We start from the raw sequence: 22,389 nt of genomic DNA, 5'->3' as shown, positions 1-22,389 counted from the left end.
ACTGGGTAGAGCCCTTATCCCGCGCTTAACCATCGCTGCAGGGTGCGTGCATCCTGCAGGAACGCCTCCGCAGAATCCCCTCGCACGAACTCCAGCAGTATCCAGTGTTCTCGCTGAGATAGGCGGACGACCTGAAGGAAACGGCTCCACGCCTTCTCGCCTTCCTGCAGCGCGCAACGCTCGCCCGAACTGCTCCACCAGAAGGCATGGACGTTCACCAGCCAGGGCATTAGCCTGCGCAAATCGCGCAGGTTTGGCAGAAGAGACTGTTCCACCCTCGGTTGCCAGTAGGTACGCATGGCGGGATGCGCAACTGCTTCCAGCAGTCGCCGCGCCGATTCCCCCGTATCGGTGAGTGTGTTACCGTGAAACTCATAGCAGATGGTGACCCCCTCGCGCGACGCACTTTGCGCGATGTGTTGCGAGTCCTCCACCACCTTCTGCCAGTACTCCGGCGACGCCTCATGCGAGCCCCGTTTGCCCGCCCACACGCGGATGACAGGTGCGCCCAGCTCTTGCGCAGTTGCCAGCACCTTTTCAAAGGGCAGTTCGTCCCCGTGCCCGGCGCGGTAGTAGGAACCATAGGAGCTGACCACCAGTCCTGCTTCACGCGTTTGACGCGCAACCTCACGCGCCTTTTGCAGGTCGCCGTGGGGTACGTGGATATCGCCGCCCCATTCGATGCCCTGCAAACCAGCCTGCGTCGCCAGGCGAATCACCTCTTGCGGCGGCAGCTTGCGAAAGGTGACCGAGCATACACCTGCTCGAAGCACGATACTATCCCTCCTTCTATCCGCCCGGAAGATCGCGCTCTGTCTCGTCCCCTTCTTGGGCGCGCCCTACAACCAGTTCGGCTTGACCACACCTTTGATGTAGCCATCCTCCTGCGACAACGCCATCTCGAACGCCCTGCCTATGTCCTTGAGGGCGAAGCGGTGCGTGACCATTCTCTCCATCGGGAAGATGCCTTTCTGCGCTGCCCATAAACCGCGGCGGATGTCTTCCTCCGGGTTCAGCGAGTAGGCGGGATGCGGATTGTGCACCACTGCACCGTTCGCCCAATGGCTGAGGTTATAAGTGGCGGGAACATTGTGCCACCCGACAAGCACCAGCTTGGGGCGCGGGGTACGCAACACGCGGCTGGCTATCTCCAGAGGCTCTGGTTTACCCGTGGCTTCAATGGCTACCTCCACACCACGCCCTTCCGTGATGCGCAGGGTCTCTTCGACCACATCTACCTCCTTCGGGTTCAACGTCACCGTTGCACCCAGCTCCTTCGCCAGCTGCAGGCGATGGGGGTTGGTATCCACCGCGATAATCTCCGCCGCGCCGTTGCCTACCAGTCCACACATGGTGAGCAAGCCCATAAACCCGCAACCAATCAGGAACACGCTATCGCCGAACTCGACAGCCGCCGAGCGGGCACAACGGGCGGCGCACTGCAACGGCTCGCCCAGTGCATGGTCTATCTCCAGCCCGTCGGGCACACGGGCAATCTGTGAAGGGTCTGTCGCTACATGCGTAGCGAAGCCGGGACCGGGCAAACTGGTCACCCGGTCGCCGACCTTCCATCCCCGCACGTCGCTACCTACCTCTTCGATAACGCCCGCGTGTTCGTGTCCCATCGCAAGGGGAAAGCGCATGCCCTGCCATTTGCCCAGGTAGAATACCATCTCGCTATGGCAGACCCCACACGCTTCTACCCGCACCCATACCTGATCCGGGCGTACTTCCACCTCCTCTTCCCGCAGTTCAAATCGCCGTGGTTCCACCAGCATCGCTGCCACACGTTTGCGCTTCATCTCAAACCTCCTCGCAAAAGTTGTATCAGCCGGGTTTGCCCTTTCTCTATCCGCCTGCCCACCGACCGCACGTTTTGCTCGACGACCTCCCCGGCAATCGGCTCGAATACGGTTGCAACATCCGGCAGGGAAATGTATGTCTCCTGTGTGGACTGCTGGGTACCGTGTAAGGACACGATGCCGTTCCCCGCACTCACTACCGGTAGAGCGTGTCCGCTGTACAGGTGTACACCTGCCTTCTCTGCCAGCGCACGGAGCAGATGGATACCTGCGCGTAGCGTGCCCAGGTACACTGACCAGCCCTCTCCTGTCCGTTTGATTGCCGCGGCAACATCACCGCTCTCGATGAAGGTCGCCAGTGTGTGAGCCGAAGCGTCCCGCACCACAAACCCGGGTGAGAGAGGTTCTCTCGTACCAAACTCCTCCTGGCCTTCCAGGTTCACCCCTGCTTTCTCCAGCACTGCGGCTGGTTCCGTGCGGGCTATACCCGACCGAATCTCCTCTTTCTGCACCACCTGGATACCTGTCAGGTTGGTGATGTGCCCGGCGGAGGCGGAACTGCCCCGGATGAAGCCGGGCGCGTAGAACCAGACCACCATCTTGCCCTTGCGCAGCAGGTCTTTCAGAGCACGGCGTTGCGGCTCGGTGGGAGCAAAGGCGTTGAGCATCAGATACATTCGGGCGTGCCCTGCGGCGCCCGCGCAGACATCGCTCAGCAGATAGAACCCCAGCGGTGCGCCGATGCGATACAGTTCATACCGCATTTGCGAGAGCAAGGGCAGCGTTACTGCATTACCGTAAGCCAGATGATAAAGGCTGGCTTCATCCACCACCACAGCGACTTGCGGCTGGTACGGATGTCGGTTGGGCAGCATCTTCTCATACAGTTTGTATAGACCCGCCAGATTTTCCCATATCTCCGTGCTGTCCAGCCAGCCCGCACCCATCAGGTCCATCCACCAGCACGCCGATCCCCTCGCGGCGATGTGCGCGAAATTGCGCTGGTGCACCGCCAGAGTATGTGCCAGCGTTTCGGCTCTGCCGAAGTTGTCTTCAGGCTTCGAAAGGTAAGTACGGGTGTCATCTTCATTCAGCCAGAGTTTGCCGTGCAGTTGCACCGAGTCGACCGGTGCCATGAACCCTCCAGCTCCCCCCGCTTCGCGGTCAAAATAGGAGATGGGAGAACAGAGGATATCCACGTCTTTGCATTTCAGCAGTCGTTGCAGCGCAAGGTGTCCCGATACCGCCGGTCCGCCAGGCAAGCCCGACAGTTCAAAGGTGTATCCGTAGAAAAGCACTACCAGCTTGCGTCCAGCCGTTTCCTCCTTGATGATGCGGGCAAACGCTTCGAGCGGCTCCACCATCACCTCTTGCTGGAAACGCCAGAACTGCACGAGGCGTTGCTGAGTGGCAGGGTTCAGAAACACACCGATGCCTCTGGCTTTGCGCTCCTCTGGGCTGGGTACGGTGGCATTGGGGTCGCGCAGATAGCGGCGGAAGGCGTGTCGCATTGGCGTTTCGAAGCTGGGCAACAGCCCTTCCCACACACGGTCATAGAACCACTCTGCCGTGTTCTGTCCGCAGGGGTGATAGCCAAAGATGTGGTCTCCGTAACGCGACTCCAGATGCTGAACCAGCAGGCGCAAGCGCTCGGTTGCCTCCTGTCGCCATATCCGCGACGCCATGCTCACATAACCACGCTCGCCGTTGTCGTAGAGCATCATCTCCTCGGGATGTTGTTTCGCCCACCATTCGGGCACGTAGCTCAAGCCGAAGCGAGGCAGCAGCAACGCCCGCGGGTTTTCTTTCAATATCGCCTCTATCTGTTCTTCATAAGGACGATAGTCTGGCGGCTCATGCGGTGGATTCCACGGGAAGGCGTGCACCACGAAGGAGACAAGATGTATTCCCGCCTGCGCCGCGCGGCGGATGGTGGACAAACCTGCCTCCGGCTTCTCCCCCATCAGGTTTACGAATACCATCAGTGGCGGTGTCGGCTTGCCGTTTATCAGCAAGGTGGGCACGCCTTTTCGCATAACGACTTGCGCGGTAAGAGGCATGGCTATACCTCCACTCGATGCGAAACAGTGTTCGCGACGTACGCCTGTTTTCCTGCCGCTTGCTTTCCCCGTGCAGGATGTGTTATGGTGAAAAAAACGGCAGGAGGGCACCATGATGAGGAATACACACACCTTATTGCTGCTGGTGGCCGGATTGACGCTGGCGGTAGCAACCCTGTGGGCGCAATCCAGAACACCCACACCCGCAGTCACCCGCACACAACGCATCGAGCTGGTAGACAAAGACGGCAGGATTCGCGCCGAACTGAAGACCTCCGGAGAAGATGCCCTGCTGGTGCTTTACGATGGACAGGGACGGCTGCGTACGGTTATCAACACCGAGAGCGTGGTGTTCTACGGGGTAGACGGCAAGATGAAAGCCAGGATCGACGCACAGAGCCTTTCGGAAGGAGCTAAAGAGAACCAGTGAATAGGCGATTCAGTTCGCCCACACGCTGGCTGCGCCTGTCCCTCGATGAGTACGTGGATCGGATGAAAGCCGGCTGGATTGGGCAGATGGTCGGCGTCGGTTGGGGCGGACCGACGGAGTTTCGTTACACCGGTGCCATCATCCCGGAGTAGGAGATACCTGCCTGGCGCCCCGAGATGGTCAACCAGTTCTGGCAGGACGACCTGTACGTGGAGATGACCTTTCTGCGCACGCTGGAACGGTATGGTCTCGGCGTGAACATCCGTCAGGCAGGTATCGACTTCGCGAACAGTCGCTACCCGCTCTGGCACGCCAACCGGCAGGGGCGCGAGAACCTGCGCAGAGGCATTGCCCCGCCCGATTCGGGACACCCGCAGTTTAACCCGCATGCCGATGACATCGACTACCAGATAGAGGCGGATTTCTCCGGTCTGATTGCCCCCGGCATCCCGCAGGCGGCGATAGACCTCGGCGAAGTGTTCGGCAGGTTGATGAATTACGGCGATGGGGTGTACGGCGGTCAGTTCGTGGGAGGGATGTACGCCTCTGCTTTCTTCGAAAAGGAGCCGGTAAAGATTGTAGAAGCAGGGTTGCAATGTATCCCATCGCGAAGTCAGTATGCGGAAGCCGTCCGTGATGTGCTTCGCTGGTATCGGCAGTACCCCCAAGACTGGCAACGCACGTGGCAGCTGGTGGAGCAGAAGTACAACCGCAACCCCGATTATCGCCGTTTTTCCTGTACCTGGGGCGATTTCAACATCGATGCCAAACTCAACGGGGCGTACATTGTCATGGGCTTGCTGTATGGACAGGGTGACATCGAGCGCACCATTATGATTTCCACCCGGTGTGGACAGGATTCGGATTGTAACCCTTCCAACGCCGCAGGTGTCCTGTTTACCACCATCGGCTACTCGCGCCTGCCCGAGCGGTTTAAATCGCATCTGGACACCAGAGCCTCCTTCGCCCACAGCGACTACACCTTTGAGAAACTGATAGATGTTTGTGTCAAACTGGCGCGTCAGGCGGTAGTGCGCTATGGAGGCAGGGTTGAACGTGATGGAAACGGCAGGGAAGTGTGGCAAATCCCCGTGAAGCCGCCGCGTCCCTCGCGGTTGGTGCAGTCGTGGGTACCAGAACCCCCTTCAGGCGTCCGCTACTCACCGCGCGAGATGGCGCGTATCGGCGAGTTGCCATGGGCACACGCGCTGGCGAAAAGCTTCGAGGAGTGGGCGCCGGGCTGGAGCCTGCACCACTGCGGGGAGGACATGGACCCCGGGCTGCGCCCTGAATGGAACGGCAGGAAAAACGTCTTCATGACCCATCCACTGAACAGGCAGACCCCCTGTGTCATCGCGCGTACGGTGGAGATTCCCGCCGACAGGAACGTTCTACTCAGGCTGACGGTTGGACACCATCCGGGAGGCGACTGGACACTGGTGGTGAGGGCAAGCGGCGAGGAACTGCTGAGGCAAACGGTGGGAGAGAAAACAGCACGAAACGGCTGGCTGGACGTAACGGTAGACCTTTCACGTTACGCAGGGCAGAACGTTCTCATAGAATTACTGAACGAGCCAAACGGCTGGAGCTGGGAAGCGGGCTACTGGGCAAAGATAGATCTCGAAACACGTTAACAGGGGGAGCCTTTAAGCTCCCCCTGTCCGTCACAACAGCCGTGTTCGCTGACAGACCTTACATCCTGTTCTGCAGGGCAAAGCGGAACTGATAGAGCTTCACAGTGGTGCCCCCTGCACCGCCAGCGCCGGGGCCGGCAGTGCGCTTCACATTGGCGGCATGTCCGTCGGCAAACGTGACATTCGCCGTCATGTTGTGGCGGAAGCGCAGGTTGCCCACCTTGCCGACCGCACTCCAAATCTGGATGGGGTTCGGCGCATCAGCATCGATGTTAGTGCCGTCCGGCAGTCTCCACAGCAGCACCGACTGCGGGTTCACCTGGTTGTCGTCCCAGTAGTTGGGCGGCGGAATCTGCCCGGTGGCAGGATCCTGCCACACTTCGGGCGTCCACCAGTTCCAGAAGGTGGAGGAGCAATAGCCGGCCCACTCGGGAACCTGACCGGTGTCGCCCTGCAGGATGGTCTCCGCGGGGCGCGGCATCGCTGCCTGCGACTTATAGTTGAGCAGGTCGTTGTAAGCGTACGCCCACGCATGGCGATACGTTGCAGAAGGGCAGGTGCGAATTCCGCCCTCGTTCAGGTCCTTGAGATACGGGTAGAGCAACTGCATGTACCAGACAGTGGTATCGCCCCCCTGACGGTAATCGTAGCCCGGCGGCATGACTTCGTCATAATCCTGAATGTACATCATGCACGCCAAACCGATTTGCTTGGTGTTGGAGAGGCACTGCGTCTGCCGAGCCTTCTCGCGTGCCTGCGAGAAAACGGGGAACAGGATCGCCGCCAGTATCGCGATAATCGCGATGACAACCAGCAGCTCGATTAAGGTAAAAGCCCTTGTGCGTTTCATGTTGCGAACCTCCCTGATAGAAATGGTGTTGTCAAATCACCGCCCTACCACTACAGGACGCGGCTAAGGGAGCGCGAACACGGCTGTTATGAAACGATTAAGTATTGTGCTTTTAGTATACATAAGGTTTCCAAAAGAGTCAATAGGGTGAAGGGTATTCTCAGTAAGATTTTTCTAAAAAAGCGCGCCGTAGTGCGGCAAACAGGTACAAATACTGCATAATGCGTTGGGCGTGGTATAATAAAAACCCAAAGGAGGTTGTTGCACGATGCCCACGCTGTTCGAGAAAATCTGGAACGCGCACGTCGTCCACGAAGAGCCCGGACGTCCTGCTTTGTTATACATAGACCGTCACCTGGTGCATGAAGTCACCTCGCCACAGGCTTTTGATGGCTTGCGCGAGGCGGGACGTCGGGTGCGCCGTCCCGATTTGACCTTTGCCACCATGGACCACAACGTGCCGACCGACAACCGGCTGGTCATCGAAGACCCCATCTCGCGCAAGCAGATTGAAACCCTGCGGCGCAATGCTGAGGAGTTTGGCATTACGCTTTTCGACCTCACCAGCGAGGATAACGGCATCGTTCACGTCATTGGACCCGAGCTGGGCATTACCTTACCCGGGCTGACCATTGTATGCGGTGACAGCCACACCTCCACGCACGGCGCGTTTGGCGCGCTGGCGTTCGGCATTGGCACGTCGGAGGTGGAACACGTGCTGGCCACACAGACGCTGCCGCAGATGAAGCCACGCACAATGGCGGTTCGTCTCGACGGCAAACTTTCTGTGGGCGTTACTGCGAAAGATATTATCCTGAGTATCATCGGACGCATCGGCACGGGCGGAGGCACTGGCTGCGTCATTGAGTATATGGGTGAAGCCATCCGCGCGCTGAGTATGGAGGAGCGGTTGACGATATGCAACATGTCTATCGAGGCAGGCGCACGTGCGGGCATGATCGCCCCGGACGAAACCACCTTCGCCTATCTGGAAGGCAGGCGCTTCGCCCCGCAGGGCAAGCAGTTCGAACGCGCCGTCGCCTACTGGCAAACGCTGCCCTCTGACCCCGACGCACGGTTTGACCGCGAGGTGCAGTTCGATGTTTCCACCCTCGAACCGCAGGTCACCTGGGGCACCAGCCCCGAGCAGGTGGTCGCCGTAACCGGATGCGTCCCCGACCCTGCTTCCTTCACCGACGAAACGAAGGCAAAGGCGGCGGAACGCGCCCTGCAATACATGGGGCTGAAGCCGGGCACGTCCATTCAGGAGATAAAGATAGACCGCGTGTTCATCGGCTCGTGCACGAACGGACGCCTGAGCGACCTGCGTGCAGCGGCGGCAGTGGTGAAGGGCAAAAAGGTGGCGCCGCACGTGCGGGCGATGGTGGTGCCCGGCTCGCAGCGCGTGAAAAAGATGGCGGAGGAGGAAGGACTGCACGAGATTTTCATCGAGGCGGGCTTCGAGTGGCGCGATTCGGGGTGCAGCATGTGTCTGGGCATGAACCCCGACATCCTGCAGCCGGGTGAGCGATCCGCCTCCACGAGCAACCGCAACTTCGAAGGCAGGCAGGGACGCGGTGGACGCACGCACCTCGTCAGCCCGCAGATGGCAGCTGCCGCCGCGATTGCCGGACACTTCGTGGACATTCGCGAGTGGTACCGGCAAGGCAAAATCGCTGAGGAGGTCCTGCGCCAATGAAACCGTTCGAAAAGATGACCGCGCTGGTAGCACCGCTGGACCAGCCCAACGTGGACACCGACCAGATTGTGCCCAAGCAGTTCCTGAAACGTGTGGAGCGCACGGGCTTCGGGCAGTTTCTGTTTTTCGATTGGCGTTTCCTGCCGGACGGGACACCGAACCCAGACTTCGTGTTGAACCAGCCTCGTTATCGGGGAGCGCAAATCCTGCTCACCCGCGAGAACTTCGGCTGTGGTTCCAGCCGGGAACATGCACCCTGGGCGTTGCTGGACTATGGCTTTCGGGTGATTATCGCCCCCTCCTTCGCCGACATCTTCAGGACGAACTGCTTCAAGAACGGGATTTTGCCCATCGAGCTATCGGCAGAGGTGGTCGACGACCTGTTCTATCGCGTGCAGAATCAGGAGGGATATCAGATTACGGTAGACCTGGAAGCGCAGACCATCACGGGGAGCGACGGTTTTACGTGCCGTTTCGAGATAGACCCGTTCCGCAAGAGGTGTCTGCTGGAAGGGCTGGATGACATTGGCTTGACGCTGCAGCACGAAGACAAAATCGCCGCGTATGAGGCAACCCACCGCGAGCCCTGGCAGGCGGCGGTCGCTGGACGGTGAATGCGCCATTGCCGCTGTGGTACAATTTAGCGTAGCAACGGCGCGGAGTGAGAGAATGGCATTGAACATCAGCGACATTGAGCAACTGATTGAGATTTTGCGCAGCGACCCCGACCTGCGGCGAAGGGTGTTTGTCGCGCTTGCAACAGATGAGTTCCTCGCCCTGCCTGCTAAGGTCGACCGGCTAACAGATGAAATTATTGCCTATCGGCAGGCGTCGGAGGAGCGGTTTGCGCGCATTGAGGCGGCTTTAGAACGCCAGACGGAGGAGTTAGCCGCCTATCGGCAGGCGTCGGAGGAGCGGTTTGCACGCATTGAGGCGGCTTTAGAACGCCAGACGGAGGAGTTAGCCGCCTATCGGCAGGCGTCGGAGGAGCGGTTTGCGCGCATTGAGGCGGCTTTAGAACGCCAGGCAGAGGAACTAGCCGCCTATCGGCAGGCGTCGGAGGAGCGGTTTGCACGCATTGAGGCAGCTTTAGAACGCCAGGCAGAGGAACTAGCCGCCTATCGGCAGGCGTCGGAGGAGCGGTTTGCGGATATATCCGCCGCATTGAATGAATTGATCCGCGTGGTAACGGAACACAGTGAATGGCTTCGGCGTCTCGACCAAGACGTATCGCAGTTGAAAGGATGGTATCTAGAGTACCATTACCAGAAACACATCCATGCCTACATGGGCACGGTATTGCGTCGCATCCGTGTCGTCGATCCTCCCGACGTGGAGGAACCGTTGCGTCAGGCTCTCTCCAACGAAGAGGTCGTGGACGTTTTCCGGGCGGATGTCTTAGCCCGCGGGCGACTGGCGAGCGCGCCTGACAAAGAGGTGTATTTGGTCATGGAGGTCTCTGCGGTGGTGGACACCACAGACGTTGCCCGCGCACGCCGGCGCGCCGACCTGATGAGCCGAGCGGGACTGGAGTGTCTGGCGGCTGTCGCAGGACAGGAACTCACCGAAGAAGCCCGTCTGGAAGCGCAACATTCGCGCGTCCTCTGTGTGCTGGACGGGAACGTCCAGGGTTGGGACGACGCGCAAGCTACCTTAGCGTCTCCCCAGCCGTAAACGCCCTCAGACCTGCAGGAGATAGAGCCATGCTCTCTGAAGACGCTTTTCTAAAAGCCCGTTCGCTGGCGGTGATTGGGGTGTCGCGTGACCCCGAAAAGTACGGATACAAGGTGTATAAGACCCTCAAGGAGAAAGGGCTGCGGGTGTTTGCCATCAACCCGCGTGCGACGGAGGTGGACGGCGACCCTGTTTACCCTAGCCTGCACGCGCTGCCCGAGCTTCCAGAGGCGATAGTCACCGTCGTGCCGCCCGAAGTGACGAAGGCAGTGGTCGAACAGGCGTTGCAGGCAGGCATCCGCAGAATCTGGATGCAACCCGGCTCCGAACACGAGGAAGCCATCCGGCAGGCAGAGATGCAAGGCGCAACCGTCGTGTACGGTGGACCGTGCCTCATGGTCGTTGCGAAGACACACCTGCGCTAAGGTGTTTTGGGAAGCATCCGCTCGCGAATGCGTTGTTCCGCCGCCTCATCCTTCAAACGACCGCTGTCGGTTAAAATGTGCGGGGTCACGAAGATGAGCAGCTCGGAGTTGATTCGGCTGGTCTTCGTGCCCTGGAACAGCGTGCCGAGTATCGGAATGTCGCCCAGAACGGGGATTTTGGTACGCGTTTTATATTCCTGCTGCTGTGTCAGTCCACCAATGATAATGGTCTCTCCATCTTTCACGCGCACAGTGGTTTGCGCCCGCCGAGTAGAAAGCACGGGCATCCCCGTCTCGCGGTCCAGCTCACTGATATTGCTCACCTCCGGCTCGATGGTGAGGGTGATTTCCCCGTTGCCGCCAGTCCAGGGACGCACCGAGAGCTTCACGCCCACATCCACGCCCTGAATGCGCTCTTGCTTGCCTCCATACGAGGTCACTTCCACCTTGATAAACTTCGTCTGCCCAATGAAGATGTCGGCATCCTGTCCGTTCACTGCCGCCATGCGCGGGTTGGCGCGTACGCGCGCTTTACCCTGTGCCTCCAGAGCGTTCAGCTTCACCCTGAAATCTTCCGGCAGGGTGCCGATGGTGCGATAGAGGAAATCGCCGGTGCCCGAATCCGAGGAGGCGGTAATCCAGCTATCGGTGAACGACAGCCCCAGCGAGGCGTCGAGGTCTTCGGTGGAGGCAATCTCTACCGCCAGCGCTTCGATCATAATCTGCGGCGGCGGCAGGTCTATCTTCTGGAAGTCCGAGCGGATTTTGTCCAGCATCTGCGTGGGAGCGGTCACCACCACCGCGTTTTGCGCCTCGTTCACGTGCAGGTAACTGTAAAGGAAGGTGGGCAGCAGCCCCGACGCCAACTGCGCCTTGATGTATTTCATCCGGAAAGACTCCGTGCCGGACAACCGGTAAGGCGCAAGGTCGGTGGGGACGCCGTCACTCACCATGTACACCCCGTTCACTTCCGAAAGAGCCAGCCCGTATGCGCTGGCGATACCGCGTATCATCTCGTCCACAGGCAGGTTCTCCACCGACATCGACACCTCGCGGTTGCGCACCGAGTCGTCCACGGCGATGTTGACCCCCGTCTTGCGGGCGATCTCCGCGAGAAGCAGATACAGTCGCGTTTTGACGCTGTGTATCGATAGCAGACCGTTCTCGTACTCCACCTGCAGCTGAGCGGCTGCTTCTGTGCGCGCGGTGTCGTTATTGGTCGTCTGCCTCCCCACCAGCGTGCGCTCGCTGCTGACGGTGATGATGACACTCTGCTGGTCGTTGCTGCGCTCGACATTCACACGCGACGGCTCGAACAGCGCAACCACCATCGACACGCCGATTCCCTCCACCGCGTTCTGCGGCACCGAAAGCTGGATATAGCTCACGGGGAACTTGCTGACGTCGATGAAGTTCTTACCGATTTGCGACTTGGCGTTGGTAAAGCGCAGGGCGATGCGGTTGCGCCGCCCCCAAAGTCCGCCTTCCGCCTGCCATTCCAGCACGCCGTCGGCGCGCACGGTAATCTGCACCCCGTTGCTCAGCTGGTCGGCACGTATCTCCGTGATATTGCAATAGGCAGTGGTTTGCGCCAGCGATGGAACAGCCAGAGCCACACTCAGCAGGGTAAGGAGTAAGGTTCTTCTCATCGGATGCTGCTAACCTCCCTGTGTGACGATGTGATGATGCGCGGAGTGACCAAGATAGCTAACTCGGTTGTGGTGCGTCGCTGGGTTTTGGCACGGAAAAGCCCACCAATCAGCGGCAAATCGCCCAGCAAAGGCACCTTGCGCGTGATGGCATCGTGCTGCTGCAGCTTCAGTCCGCCGATGAACAGCGTTTCGCCGTCGTGCAGCAGCACGGTGGTCTCTGCCCGACGTGTGGAGACGGTGGGCAAGCCGGTGACCACATCCAGTTCCGCCACAGCGGTCACCTGCGGAATGACAGTCGCCAGAATGACGCCCTCTGCACCCACCCAGCAGTTCATTTCCAGACTGACGCCCACGTCCACTGGAAACACACGCGTGATGAACGCCTGGGACCATTCCTCGAAGTAGTCCGCCTTGATGTAGCGCTGTTGTCCGCTGAAGATGCGTGCGCTTTGCCCGTTGAGTGCGACGGCGGTAGGGGTGGCGCGGATACGTACTCTGCCTTCCGCTGCCAGCGCACGCAGTCTGGCTTCGATATCTGTTCGAGGTACGCCAAATATCTGATAAGTGATATCGCCTGTGCCCGTGCTCACCCTCACCGTGTTATGCACATCCGCTGCTACGAGGCGCAGCACGGTTTCGCTGTCGTCCATATCGGTCATCTCGACGATGAGGGCGTCTATCTGCACATGTGGCACGGGCTGGTCTATCTTGCGGATGTCCTCACGCACCTTCTGCACGAGGGGCGGGGGACCAACCACCGTCAGCGAGTTCTCACCGGCGTTGACGCGCAGATACTTGAGCAGGAACTCCGGCAGGCTGTTTCGGGCGGACGCGGCGCTGATATAGTTGAGAGGGATTTTCTCCAGCGAGATCTCCAGATAGGTATTCAAGCTGCCAACGGCTCCTTCTCCCATAAACCACGCCCCGTTAACACGCCCCAGCTCCAGCCCATATCCGGTCGCGATAGCCTGCAACGCTTCCTCCGAAGTGACCTCCTGCAAGCACAGGCTGACCGCCCGCTCCAGATCGGGGTCTACAAGCACCACGATGCCCGTTTGGCGGGTGAACTCGCGCATCAGATCGCGCAGGTCGGCGTTGAGTGCGAAGATGCTCACGGTGTCGCCGTCAGCCTCTACCAACAGTTCGGACGGAGTTGCCTCGCCGGGCTTGCGTCTCTGGACAGGGGGCAGGGTGCGTCTGTCGCTGGTCACCAGGATGATGAGCGAGCGCTGGTCCGGTGTTTGCTGCACGCTAAAGGTAGGACCGGCGTAAGGCAGTCCGCTGAAGTCCCACTCGCTGTCTCCAATCCGCCCCGATCGCACAACCGCGGCGTTAAACAGCACCACTTTGATGTCCACCCCCAGTCCGTCCGGCGTGTCCGGGGGAAGGGATACTTCTACATGACTGACGGGATAGATGCCGACGTCGATGAAGCTGCTAACCTGCGAGCGCGCATTGGTCACGCGGAAGGGGATTTCCAGCACCGGCTTGCGTGGGTCGCCAGCACCCCGTTGCGCCCGGGTTTCAGCCACGTAGCGCGAGGGATCGAACTGCAAGCGCATCAATCCGTCGGCGCGGATGGTGACCTGCACCGCGTTGCCGATGCGCCGGCTCTCCACCGCCACGATGTTGCAGTAAGGCATCCGTCGCTGCTGGGCTTGCGCAGCGACCATCAGCGCGAATAACAAGGCGAGACACAGCAGCCTACCGCGGTGCATTCTTCTCCTCTTGCAGGAAGCGTTTCTTCAGCGCTTCTTCCTGCTCGGTGGGCAAGTGTCCGGTCTGCGACAGGATGCGTGGAGTGATGAAGATAGCCATCTCGGTCACCGACTCCTTGGTATCCTCGGAGCGGAAGAACTGTCCAATCAGGGGAATGTCGCCGAGAATGGGAACTTTGGTTTTGGTGGACATCAGCTCACGCTGAACCAACCCGCCGATGATGATGGTCTCGCCGTCACGCACGCGCACGGTGGTGTTGGCGCGGCGAGTGCTTTTGTCGGGCAAGCCGGTTTTGGGGTCAGGCGCGCTTAACACACTGATCTCAGGCTGTACGTCCACAATAATCTCGCCCTCGCCACCCGTCCACGGCGTGATGTTCAACCGTACGCCCGCGTCGATGAAGTTGGTCTGGCGGAAGAAGTAGTCGCCTTCTCCCCTGCCCCCGCCGATGCTGACCGGTGTGCTGAGATACCTCTGTTTGCCGATGAAGATGCTCGCTCGCTGTCCGCTGACGGTGGCGATGCGCGGGTTGGCGTGTACGCGGGCTTTGCCCTGCGTGACCAGCGCGCGCAGGCTGGTGAAAAACTCGGTGCGCAGGGTGGCTACCGAGCGGAAGACAACCTGCCCCAGCGGCGAATCCACGGTGACACTGCGCTCGTCGTTGCTCCAGCCCCACTGCGCCCGAAACTCTCGCGCGGCGGAGTCGGTAAACTCCACCATCAGCACGTCGATCATAATCTGCGCTGCGGGGATGTCGAACTGCTTGATGTCCTCGCGGAACTTCTTCAGCACCTCCGGCGGGGCAGACAGGATGACCGCGTTCTGCTCCGCATTGGTCTTCACATGGTCCTGCAAGAACACGGGCAGCAGCGACTTGGCGTTAGGCGCCAGCACATACTGCGTGGTGATGGTGTCGATATCGCTGAGCAGGTAGGAGGAAGGACTTCTGGGAATGCCTTCGCTGAGCATGAAGATACCGTTGACTTCGCGATAGGAAAGCCCATACGCTGCCGCGATAATCTCCAGAATGCGCGTTACCGGCATGTTGACCAGATTGATGGTAACGGTACGCCGCACCGTATCGTCCACGATGAGGCGGATGCCCGTCTCTTTGGCAAGGCGGGTGAGCAACTCCTGTGCGTCTACCCCAACCGCGAACACCGATACCCCTTCCGGTCCAGCAGCCACTTCGAGCGAGGGCTGCGCGGCGTTGTTCTCCACAGGTGGGGAAGATGGCGGAGCAGGAGCGGGGGAAGTGCCCCGACGTTGCGCCACCTCTTGTGCAGACAGTGTTGTCAACAGCCCGACCAGCAATAGCAGATTGACGGCGAAGCTGCAAAGCCGAGTCCACATATCCTGCTGTACTCCTTCTGCAAACTGCAGGTTTATTTAGGCACGATGCTGCGGAAAGCCTGCTGTATTTAATGACGTCAGCGGGAGAGAGTGGTTTCGCTCAGAAAACCTTCTGCTCGATGCCCAGTCGCTCGCAGAGGCGAAGAATCTCCTCCGTAGTTAAGCCCTCGCCCTGTTCGCCGCAGAGCAGGTTGAGATACTCGTAGCGTGCGCCCGTTTCGGCGTACTCGATGCGGTCCAGGGCGCGTTTGACGGAGGCGTCCGAACGTGCCATCACCCCGTGCTTAGCCCACACCACCACGCGATGGGTGCGCAGCTTTTCCATCGTCGCCTGCATCAGCTCGTCGGAGCCGGGCAACAGGAACGGCACCAGACCTACACCCTCCGGCAGCTGCACAATGCTCTCTGGCTGCCAGCGCAGGATATGCTGGTTCAGGTAGCGCTCGTCCTGATAGCGCGGGATATGGCTCAGGTAGGTGAGGTGCAGGGGTTGCGCGTGAATGAGTGCATGGAAGTTCGTGCCGGTGCGCACTACCTGATCGCGATGCACCGCCAGATGGGAGTTGAACTCGCTGGTGAGCCGTTCGAACAGGCGTTTCGGGGAGGTGTAGAGGGTCGCGGTATGTCCGTCGGGGTTGACCTGCACCGCACCCAGGTTCGCCTCGGGGTCGGAGCCGATTTCGCGCAGCCGCCTGCCAGAGCCGGTCACCAGAAACAGTCCATCCGCCAGCTCGGGCACGGGGGTGGGTATCGAGATGGTTTCCTGTAGCGGGAACTGGCGGCGTGGGTCGATGCTCCAGCCGATGTATACCGAGATGTTTCCTGCCGCGCCTTCGCTGGCTTCGATCTCCGCGAGACGGTGTCCCGCCTCGCCGATTAAGCCCATCAGCTCGGTGAGGGTAGGAAATGGGGGTTCAACAGGCATTGCCTCAGTCTCCTATCCGTTTTACGAGGTCAAGTCGTTCTGCATACACGCGCTGGGCAAGCACCACGACACCGTTATCCATCGTTACCAGTCTCCCGGCATTGTGCTGGCATAAACCCAGCAGATAAATGTCTGTAATCTGCCCATAGCCCTGTAGGAGGCTCAGGTCGTATACGGTTTCGTTCAAAATGCTCAGCGAGTCCTGCCAAAACACGTGCGAAGCTGCGCTCGAGCGGACAGGGGCACGGAGAAGTTCTGCAGCTTGAGATACACTAATCCTTAGCCCAGGATACTGGGGGCGCGACAGCACCCGGATGGTTCCGTTTTCTGTAAGAGGACACGTTGCCCAGCCTTTCTGTCTTGCCTCGCGAAACCAAGCCATTGCCTCGCGGTGGAATTGATGCTCCGCGTCGAGCAAAGCCACAATCACATTGACATCTGGCAAATCAATCATCTTCTTCTATCAGTCTTTTGATGAGGTCCGGAGAGACAGGTTCTTTTAGACCACGCTTGGGTAGTGTGGGCACACCATTGTCCCAGACGATTTGGTCGAGTGAGCAAACTTCTTTCTCTTGCCCTGTGTCAAGAGCAGCGCTTTCTGCCTGCGTTGCCTCGGGCACGATAAGTATCAGGGTTTGATTGTGGAGGTCCTTCCGCTCTTCCAGAAACGAGATGATCTCAGCGGCGGAACCTTGTTTGACCTGTATCATGTGACTCACCACCAGAAACATCCTTCACTTTCGGTGAAATAACGTCCCGCTGGATATGCTCGCGGCTTACGACGTCATATTCAGCCGCTTCTGGAACGCAGCCTCCCAGCCCATTAGCCCTCCGTCCAGCGCGATAGCCACATCCAGCTCCCGTGCACTATCCTCCACCGCTGCCGCCAGCAAGCGTTGCCGTGCTTCCGGGTTGTCTTGCAGAGCCTGAATGAGCGCGTCGATGTCATAAAGATTGGTCTGCCATTGGGTGCTGTCTCTCTGGATTGTCCGAATGATGCCCGGTTGTATTATACCATTGGGACGGCTATCGCTCCACCAGTTCCCCAAGGAACCCCCAGAGGTGCCCCTCCACTGCTCGCACGCGCACGGTTTGACCGATGAGGTCGCGATTGCCTTCGAAGTTCATCGTCTTGTTCTGGCGGGTCAAGCCGGTGAGCTTCGATGGGTCTTTGGGGCTGGGGCCTTCCACCAGCACTTCATACACATTGCCCTCCTGCGAGCGGTTTATCTCGCAGGTGATGCGGTTTTGCAGTTCAATCAGCCGCTGCAGGCGCTCCATCTTCACCGCGCGGGGGATCTGGTCTTCTCGCTCGGCGGCTTTGGTGCCTGGTCGCGGGCTATAGGCGAACATGAAGGCGGAGTCGAAACGGATGCGCTCTACAAACTCGATCGTGTGCTGGAACTGCTCTTCGGTCTCACCCGGGAAACCAATCATCAGGTCGGTGGTGATGGCGATGTCGGGCACGGCGGCGCGTAGCTTGTGCACGATGGCTTCGTATTGTTCCACCGTGTACCCGCGCTTCATCTCGCGCAACAGGTCGTTATCCGCTACCTGCAGGGGCAGATGCACATGCTGGCACACTTTGGGAAGCTCCGCCATGGTCTCTATCAATTCATCAGTGAAGTCGCGCGGGTAGGGCGAGGTGAAGCGGATGCGCTCGATACCGGGAATATCATTAATCAGGCGCAGCAACTTCGCGAAGGGCACCTTCCCCTCCAGCAGGTTCTTGCCGTAGGAGTTGACCGTCTGCCCCAGCAGGGTCACCTCTTTGGTACCGTGTTCGGCAAGGTAGCGGATTTCCGCCAGAATGTCCTCGGTAGGACGGCTGCGCTCGCGCCCGCGCGTGAGCGGAACCACGCAGAAGGTACAGAACTTATCGCAACCGTACATGATGGGTACAAAGGCGCGCAGTTTCGGCTTGCGCTGCGTGATACGCTGCGGGATGTCGGTAACAATCGCCCCTTTGCGAGGGGGCAGTTCCAGCGCCGTCATCAGCTTCCGGGAGCGACGTACCTCCTGCACCAGTTCGGGGATTCTGGCGATGTTCGCGGTGCCGACGATAAAGTCCACATGCGGCGCCTCGCGTTTCAGCTCGTCCGCGCGCACCTGCACCATGCACCCGCACACGCCAAGGATGCCGTCAGGATGACGCTCCTTCCATTTGCGCAGTTCGCCCAGCAGGCTGAACACTTTGTCCTCCGGCTTGCGGCGCACCGAGCAGGTGTTGAGCAAAATGACCTCCGCCTCCTCTTCGTCCTGCACGGGGCGGTATCCGAGCCTCTCCAGATACAGCCCCATCTGCTCGGAGTCCTCCTCGTTCATCTGGCATCCCCAGGTGTATATCTTGTAGCCCGGCCTGGTCTTTTCCAGCACCTGCGACATCGCTTTCAACCTCTTTTTTTCTTTCTCTGGCAAAAATATTATAGCACAGGGGAACCGCAAAGGATATTTAGAGTGTATAATAATATCAAGGTCTCACAGCTTTAACAACACAACAACCACACAGGGAGGCGAATGATGCACAAGCGTTTGATGGCGATGGTCGCGGTACTGGCACTGGGAGTTGCTACCGTGCTCTGGGTGTCCGCGAACCCGCAGGAGAAGGCGTCGGTGAAGCCCGCGGTGATGAAGTCGGGCAGCTCCTGTTGCCCGAAGGAGAACAGCACGAAGGCAACCCTCGCAGCGCAGACGGATAAGAGTCAGGTGAAGCCGGTTGCTGCGAAGGAAGAAGGCAAGGGTGCATGTCCTTACATGGCAGGCAAGGCTAGCGTAGCAGCGTCCAATGGTAAGGACAAGGCCAACGTAGCGGCGTCCAATGGCAAGAAGGACTGCTCCAGCTGCCCCGAGACGAAGGCAACCCTGGCTTCGAAGGAAGGAAGCAAAGATTGCAGTGGTTGCCCCTACATGAAGTCAAACGGCAACGCTCCTGCCGCCAAGGCAAAGCCTGCTCCAAAGGCAACCCAGGCGAAAGCAACCTCCACCAAGAAGACAGCGAACAGCCTGTAGGTTTGCCCGGCACACATCCACGTTTTGGGATACGGGAGGGAAACGTCACCCCTCCCGTATCACTTTCCGCCTGTTCCGGGCTTCGCAGGCTGTGCGGATGTGTTCGGTTTAGGGGTTTCCTCTTTTTTCTTTGCCCGCTCTGCCGCCAGCTCCGCCGCACGCCGGCTTGCCTGCTCTACCAGAGGCTTCACCTGCTGCGCGGGGATGACAAAGACGCCGCCCGTGCCCGAGCTACCGCCACCCGAAAGCAGGCGCATCACCATGGTGAATCCCATCGTGTCGCCGCCCTCATCCTTCACCTCAGGGGCAATGGTGGTTAACACGCCGACCAGCTCGCCGTTCAGGGTGAACACCGGCAAGCCCAGCTGAGAGATGTCACCCAGCAACATCCAGGCGCGGCGCGGCTTGACGATTTCTCCACAAACCTGTCCCAGCGCAAAGTAGGGCGCGTAGTCGTAACCTTTGGTGAGGCGCGAAACCGTGATGACCTGCTGCCCCAGCCTGGCATCTACCCCACTGCCGAAGTCCACCGGAGTTAACTGCCTGTCGCCCAGCCCTTCCACCTTGATGAAAGCGAGGTCCAGCTTGGCGTCGGTCGCTGCGAGGAAGGCGTCGTACTCCCTGTCCTCGTTACCGAAGATAACTTTAATGGAGGTCGGGGTCATCTTGTAGTCCATACCAGCAGGCATCGCCTCTCCAGCCAGCATCTCCATCATTCGTTTTGGCGAGAAGGGCGAGTTGGAAACCATAATGAGCCCGTCGGGCGTTATGACCACGCCCTGCAGGCTCATTTTGGACTCCTCCTCCATGCTCTCTCCGCCCATTCTCATGGTGGTCTTCAGCACCACCTTGACGGTGGCAATGGAAGGCGCTACCTTCTCTACCACAGACTGCACGCTAACCGCCTCGTTTTGCGCAGTGGCAGTGCTGACCATCCACAGGCTGAGGAGCACAGCCAAAAGCCATTTGCCCATGGTAATATCCTCCTTTGTATCGTATCGTGAAAACCCCACCTACGAACGGCTCGGCAGGGTCGAAATGACTTGCCGCGAACTACGGCAACAGCTTTGCCCAGTCAGGCTCGATGAAAACGAAATGGGTGCGTCCATCGCGCCGCAGGAAGATGCGGGTCACCTTCGGACGCTCCCGCACTACTCGCGCCATCACCTCTTCGAAAGCGCGTGTGTCGGCAATGGGCACACCGTTGATGCTCAAAATCAAGTCGTCGGCACGAAGCCCTGCCAGATGCGCCCAGCCACCCATCGTGCATTCGACAACCAGCACACCATTCTGGTCGCGATTCCAGCGGTTTTCCATGCGGTCCATCGGCGTGATGTCGCGTACCACAAACTCAAACTCCTTCTGGCGCACCCGTCGGGCGGTCTCGCCAGAGGCGGGTGTCTCTTCCAGCGTCACCGATACCCTTTGTGTCTTCTCACCGCGCAGGATGGTGAGTTGTACCTGTTCACCCACAGACAGGTCTTCGATAACCCTGCGCAGTTCGTCCGCGTCCTGCGGGCGCGAAGCCTCCAGGTCGGTGTCGTTCACGGCGAGAATGATGTCGCCCACACGCAACCCTGCCTTCCCTGCCTCCGTCCACGGGTATACCTCGGTAATGCGAAAGCCTCGAGCCTCCGTCACGCCCATCGCTTTTGCCAGCTCCGCGGTCACTACCTGCGTCTTGACCCCCAGCCAGGGTCTTGCCAGCTCGCCGCCGATGGTGTCCGGGGGTGGTGTCGTTAAGCGGGCTACGGTGACCAGATGCTCCTCGCCGCGCCGGAAGTGAACTATCGCTTCTCCACCGTTTTTCACCGCCGCTGTAATCGCTTTGCGCAGGGCGGTCAGGTTGGGAGTAGCAATACCGTTGACCGAGGTGATGATGTCGTTGCGCTTCAGGTTCGGGCGCGCGCTGTCGAACGGGTAACCGGGGCGCACACCGGTTACCAGTACACCCTGCTGCGTTGCCAGTTTGCGCGCCACCATCATCGCGCGGGTAATGTTTTGCGCGGTAATGCCCGCCTCGCGAAACTCCTCTTCCTCCCCACGCGCACGTTCCCACCGCGCGGTCACAGCGGTTACAGTACGCTCCTTACCCTCACGCAGCAGGCGGATTGTAACCCGCTTTCCCATCGGCAGAGAAGCCACCTTTTGATGGAAGAGGGGTATCTCTTCAAAGAATCGAGCGTTTACCGCTACTCCATCTATGGACAGAAGGATGTCGCCCGGCTGAATGCCCGCCTTCTGCGCGGGCGAGTCGGGGAATACCGAGGAGACCAGCACGCCGGTTTTGCGACCCAATTTTTCCACTGGCAGCACCGTTACACCCAGCCAACCACGCTCGATGCGCCCCGTCTTCAGCACCTGTTGCAGAACCTGCCGCGCCAGGTTAGACGGGATGGCGAAGCCCATGCCGCTGCCACCCAGCTCGTTAATGCCCACCACCTCGCCGTTGAGGTTCACCAGCGGCCCGCCCGAGTTGCCGGGCAGTATCAGCGCATCGTGCTGGATCCAGCGCGTCAGTAAGCCGGTGCTTTCGCCCTCATCCAGCTGCAGCTCCTCGATCTCGGTCTGCGTGAAGTCGGTGAACACGCGCCTCGTGTTAGAGACGATGCCCAGCGTCGCGGACGAAGAAAGCATCAGCGGATTGCCCATCGCCAGCACGTATTCGCCCACCTTCAGCGCGTCCGAATTGCCCAGCGGCGCATGGGGAAACCGGCGTTTGGGGTCGGCACGCAGTTTCAGGATACTCAGGTCGGTCAATGGGTCATGCGCGACGACGGTGGCTTCCAGAGTTTCGCCAGTGGTCAGGGAACAGGTAATGCGAGTGGAGTTGCCCGCCACGTGGTAATTGGTCAACACGTGTCCCTGCGGCGTGACGATGACCCCACTGCCGCCCGAGGGGGAACGTTGCGCCCGTCCCTCGCTGAAGTAGCGCGTGACCGCCAGAATGTTGACCACCGCCGGATACACCCTGTCCCGGGCGCGCTCGATGTCGCGCCGAAGGGCATCAGGATATACCCGCTGAGCAGTGGTAACCGATTGCAGGCAACAGAAGCAGGCGATTAGTATAAACACTAAAGGCACACGACAGACGTTTGCAGGCATTCATACCCTCCCGCTCCAGCATCCGGGTTCTCTCGTTGAACCTCAGCTGTAT

Annotated in this window: 22 protein-coding genes; 8 read left to right on the top strand and 14 right to left on the bottom strand. The window is 59.7% G+C overall.

From position 1 onward, the window contains the following. Nucleotides 1-14: 14 nt before the first annotated feature. The 3 genes from K6U75_10765 to K6U75_10755 all read right to left on the bottom strand — a co-directional run bounded on the left by K6U75_10765 (nucleotide 15) and on the right by K6U75_10755 (nucleotide 3,862). On the bottom strand, nucleotides 15-773 hold the full coding sequence (locus K6U75_10765) for a sugar phosphate isomerase/epimerase (protein MCL6475518.1): 759 nt from the start codon (nucleotides 771-773) through the stop codon (nucleotides 15-17). A 66-nt stretch (nucleotides 774-839) separates the two neighbouring features. After that, nucleotides 840-1,802 carry an alcohol dehydrogenase catalytic domain-containing protein gene (locus K6U75_10760; GenBank protein MCL6475517.1) on the bottom strand — a complete coding sequence of 321 codons (963 nt, stop codon included), beginning with the start codon at nucleotides 1,800-1,802 and terminating at the stop codon, nucleotides 840-842. Then, nucleotides 1,799-3,862: a hypothetical protein gene (locus tag K6U75_10755; protein ID MCL6475516.1), complete on the bottom strand. Its 2,064-nt coding sequence runs from the start codon at nucleotides 3,860-3,862 to the stop codon at nucleotides 1,799-1,801. Before K6U75_10755 ends, K6U75_10760 begins: the two co-directional genes overlap by 4 nt. Nucleotides 3,863-3,974: 112 nt before the next feature. Here K6U75_10755 and K6U75_10750 point away from each other — a divergent pair, with 112 nt between their 5' ends. The 3 genes from K6U75_10750 to K6U75_10740 are packed head-to-tail and all read left to right on the top strand — an operon-like array spanning nucleotide 3,975 to nucleotide 5,926. Then, nucleotides 3,975-4,292 carry a hypothetical protein gene (locus tag K6U75_10750; protein MCL6475515.1) on the top strand — a complete coding sequence of 106 codons (318 nt, stop codon included), beginning with the start codon at nucleotides 3,975-3,977 and terminating at the stop codon, nucleotides 4,290-4,292. Then, nucleotides 4,289-4,444: a hypothetical protein gene (locus K6U75_10745; GenBank protein MCL6475514.1), complete on the top strand. Its 156-nt coding sequence runs from the start codon at nucleotides 4,289-4,291 to the stop codon at nucleotides 4,442-4,444. Before K6U75_10750 ends, K6U75_10745 begins: the two co-directional genes overlap by 4 nt. A 24-nt stretch (nucleotides 4,445-4,468) precedes the next feature. Then, nucleotides 4,469-5,926: an ADP-ribosylglycohydrolase family protein gene (locus tag K6U75_10740; GenBank protein ID MCL6475513.1), complete on the top strand. Its 1,458-nt coding sequence runs from the start codon at nucleotides 4,469-4,471 to the stop codon at nucleotides 5,924-5,926. Between the two features lie 58 nt (nucleotides 5,927-5,984). On the opposite strand, the gene K6U75_10735 is transcribed toward K6U75_10740, so the two are convergent. Beyond that, nucleotides 5,985-6,776 carry a DUF1559 domain-containing protein gene (locus tag K6U75_10735; GenBank protein MCL6475512.1) on the bottom strand — a complete coding sequence of 264 codons (792 nt, stop codon included), beginning with the start codon at nucleotides 6,774-6,776 and terminating at the stop codon, nucleotides 5,985-5,987. A gap of 268 nt (nucleotides 6,777-7,044) precedes the next feature. Between K6U75_10735 and leuC the strand changes: the two genes are divergently transcribed. The 4 genes from leuC to K6U75_10715 are packed head-to-tail and all read left to right on the top strand — an operon-like array spanning nucleotide 7,045 to nucleotide 10,574. Next, a complete protein-coding gene (gene leuC, locus K6U75_10730; protein MCL6475511.1) occupies nucleotides 7,045-8,475 on the top strand; it encodes a 3-isopropylmalate dehydratase large subunit in 1,431 nt (476 codons plus the stop codon). Continuing rightward, on the top strand, nucleotides 8,472-9,089 hold the full coding sequence (gene leuD / locus K6U75_10725; GenBank protein MCL6475510.1) for a 3-isopropylmalate dehydratase small subunit: 618 nt from the start codon (nucleotides 8,472-8,474) through the stop codon (nucleotides 9,087-9,089). Before leuC ends, leuD begins: the two co-directional genes overlap by 4 nt. 55 nt (nucleotides 9,090-9,144) lie before the next feature. Continuing rightward, nucleotides 9,145-10,149, top strand: a complete 1,005-nt coding sequence (locus tag K6U75_10720) for a hypothetical protein (protein ID MCL6475509.1) — start codon at nucleotides 9,145-9,147, stop codon at nucleotides 10,147-10,149. A 29-nt stretch (nucleotides 10,150-10,178) separates the two neighbouring features. Then, complete coding sequence (locus K6U75_10715; protein ID MCL6475508.1) at nucleotides 10,179-10,574, top strand: CoA-binding protein; 396 nt, start codon at nucleotides 10,179-10,181, stop codon at nucleotides 10,572-10,574. Here K6U75_10715 and K6U75_10710 read toward each other — a convergent pair. The 8 genes from K6U75_10710 to miaB all read right to left on the bottom strand — a co-directional run bounded on the left by K6U75_10710 (nucleotide 10,571) and on the right by miaB (nucleotide 18,608). Further along, complete coding sequence (locus K6U75_10710) at nucleotides 10,571-12,223, bottom strand: hypothetical protein (protein ID MCL6475507.1); 1,653 nt, start codon at nucleotides 12,221-12,223, stop codon at nucleotides 10,571-10,573. The genes K6U75_10715 and K6U75_10710 overlap by 4 nt on opposite strands. Continuing rightward, nucleotides 12,220-13,944 (bottom strand): hypothetical protein, encoded by a 1,725-nt coding sequence (locus tag K6U75_10705; protein ID MCL6475506.1) that lies wholly within the window; start codon nucleotides 13,942-13,944, stop codon nucleotides 12,220-12,222. Before K6U75_10705 ends, K6U75_10710 begins: the two co-directional genes overlap by 4 nt. Further along, nucleotides 13,931-15,298 carry a hypothetical protein gene (locus tag K6U75_10700; protein ID MCL6475505.1) on the bottom strand — a complete coding sequence of 456 codons (1,368 nt, stop codon included), beginning with the start codon at nucleotides 15,296-15,298 and terminating at the stop codon, nucleotides 13,931-13,933. Before K6U75_10700 ends, K6U75_10705 begins: the two co-directional genes overlap by 14 nt. Nucleotides 15,299-15,398: 100 nt before the next feature. Continuing rightward, complete coding sequence (gene rhaD, locus K6U75_10695) at nucleotides 15,399-16,223, bottom strand: rhamnulose-1-phosphate aldolase (protein ID MCL6475504.1); 825 nt, start codon at nucleotides 16,221-16,223, stop codon at nucleotides 15,399-15,401. Between the two features lie 4 nt (nucleotides 16,224-16,227). Then, nucleotides 16,228-16,677, bottom strand: coding sequence for a VapC toxin family PIN domain ribonuclease (locus K6U75_10690; protein MCL6475503.1), 450 nt, complete (start codon nucleotides 16,675-16,677; stop codon nucleotides 16,228-16,230). After that, entirely contained in the window at nucleotides 16,670-16,933 is a 264-nt protein-coding gene (locus K6U75_10685) for a hypothetical protein (GenBank protein ID MCL6475502.1), read from the bottom strand. The genes K6U75_10690 and K6U75_10685 overlap by 8 nt, the downstream gene beginning before the upstream one ends. Before the next feature lie 66 nt (nucleotides 16,934-16,999). After that, nucleotides 17,000-17,272, bottom strand: coding sequence for a hypothetical protein (locus tag K6U75_10680; GenBank protein ID MCL6475501.1), 273 nt, complete (start codon nucleotides 17,270-17,272; stop codon nucleotides 17,000-17,002). Then, nucleotides 17,250-18,608 carry a tRNA (N6-isopentenyl adenosine(37)-C2)-methylthiotransferase MiaB gene (miaB, locus tag K6U75_10675; protein ID MCL6475500.1) on the bottom strand — a complete coding sequence of 453 codons (1,359 nt, stop codon included), beginning with the start codon at nucleotides 18,606-18,608 and terminating at the stop codon, nucleotides 17,250-17,252. Before miaB ends, K6U75_10680 begins: the two co-directional genes overlap by 23 nt. A 135-nt stretch (nucleotides 18,609-18,743) precedes the next feature. Here miaB and K6U75_10670 point away from each other — a divergent pair, with 135 nt between their 5' ends. Next, a complete protein-coding gene (locus K6U75_10670; GenBank protein ID MCL6475499.1) occupies nucleotides 18,744-19,232 on the top strand; it encodes a hypothetical protein in 489 nt (162 codons plus the stop codon). A 59-nt stretch (nucleotides 19,233-19,291) separates the two neighbouring features. Here the strand turns inward: K6U75_10670 and K6U75_10665 are convergent, their stop codons facing one another. Both K6U75_10665 and K6U75_10660 read right to left on the bottom strand, forming a co-directional pair. After that, nucleotides 19,292-20,206: a serine protease gene (locus K6U75_10665; protein ID MCL6475498.1), complete on the bottom strand. Its 915-nt coding sequence runs from the start codon at nucleotides 20,204-20,206 to the stop codon at nucleotides 19,292-19,294. Between the two features lie 79 nt (nucleotides 20,207-20,285). Continuing rightward, a complete protein-coding gene (locus K6U75_10660; GenBank protein ID MCL6475497.1) occupies nucleotides 20,286-22,337 on the bottom strand; it encodes a PDZ domain-containing protein in 2,052 nt (683 codons plus the stop codon). Between the last annotated feature and the right edge of the window lie 52 nt (nucleotides 22,338-22,389).

The sequence above is a fragment of the Bacillota bacterium genome, assembly GCA_023511455.1.
Lineage (GTDB): Bacteria > Armatimonadota > HRBIN16 > HRBIN16 > HRBIN16 > HRBIN16.
The sequence above is the reverse complement of the archived record's forward strand: the minus strand, read 5'-3'. Positions and strand labels throughout refer to the sequence as shown.

Coding starts and splice junctions, on each gene's coding strand:
- miaB (MCL6475500.1), bottom strand. CDS start 18,608: ATGTCGCAGGTGCTGGAAAAGACCAGGCCGGGCTACAAGATATACACC.
- K6U75_10720 (MCL6475509.1), top strand. CDS start 9,145: ATGGCATTGAACATCAGCGACATTGAGCAACTGATTGAGATTTTGCGC.
- K6U75_10705 (MCL6475506.1), bottom strand. CDS start 13,944: ATGCACCGCGGTAGGCTGCTGTGTCTCGCCTTGTTATTCGCGCTGATG.
- K6U75_10740 (MCL6475513.1), top strand. CDS start 4,469: ATGGTCAACCAGTTCTGGCAGGACGACCTGTACGTGGAGATGACCTTT.
- K6U75_10710 (MCL6475507.1), bottom strand. CDS start 12,223: ATGAGAAGAACCTTACTCCTTACCCTGCTGAGTGTGGCTCTGGCTGTT.
- leuC (MCL6475511.1), top strand. CDS start 7,045: ATGCCCACGCTGTTCGAGAAAATCTGGAACGCGCACGTCGTCCACGAA.
- K6U75_10755 (MCL6475516.1), bottom strand. CDS start 3,862: ATGCCTCTTACCGCGCAAGTCGTTATGCGAAAAGGCGTGCCCACCTTG.
- K6U75_10700 (MCL6475505.1), bottom strand. CDS start 15,298: ATGTGGACTCGGCTTTGCAGCTTCGCCGTCAATCTGCTATTGCTGGTC.
- K6U75_10735 (MCL6475512.1), bottom strand. CDS start 6,776: ATGAAACGCACAAGGGCTTTTACCTTAATCGAGCTGCTGGTTGTCATC.
- rhaD (MCL6475504.1), bottom strand. CDS start 16,223: ATGCCTGTTGAACCCCCATTTCCTACCCTCACCGAGCTGATGGGCTTA.
- leuD (MCL6475510.1), top strand. CDS start 8,472: ATGAAACCGTTCGAAAAGATGACCGCGCTGGTAGCACCGCTGGACCAG.
- K6U75_10685 (MCL6475502.1), bottom strand. CDS start 16,933: ATGATACAGGTCAAACAAGGTTCCGCCGCTGAGATCATCTCGTTTCTG.
- K6U75_10665 (MCL6475498.1), bottom strand. CDS start 20,206: ATGGGCAAATGGCTTTTGGCTGTGCTCCTCAGCCTGTGGATGGTCAGC.
- K6U75_10660 (MCL6475497.1), bottom strand. CDS start 22,337: ATGCCTGCAAACGTCTGTCGTGTGCCTTTAGTGTTTATACTAATCGCC.
- K6U75_10750 (MCL6475515.1), top strand. CDS start 3,975: ATGATGAGGAATACACACACCTTATTGCTGCTGGTGGCCGGATTGACG.
- K6U75_10760 (MCL6475517.1), bottom strand. CDS start 1,802: ATGAAGCGCAAACGTGTGGCAGCGATGCTGGTGGAACCACGGCGATTT.
- K6U75_10690 (MCL6475503.1), bottom strand. CDS start 16,677: ATGATTGATTTGCCAGATGTCAATGTGATTGTGGCTTTGCTCGACGCG.
- K6U75_10670 (MCL6475499.1), top strand. CDS start 18,744: ATGCACAAGCGTTTGATGGCGATGGTCGCGGTACTGGCACTGGGAGTT.
- K6U75_10715 (MCL6475508.1), top strand. CDS start 10,179: ATGCTCTCTGAAGACGCTTTTCTAAAAGCCCGTTCGCTGGCGGTGATT.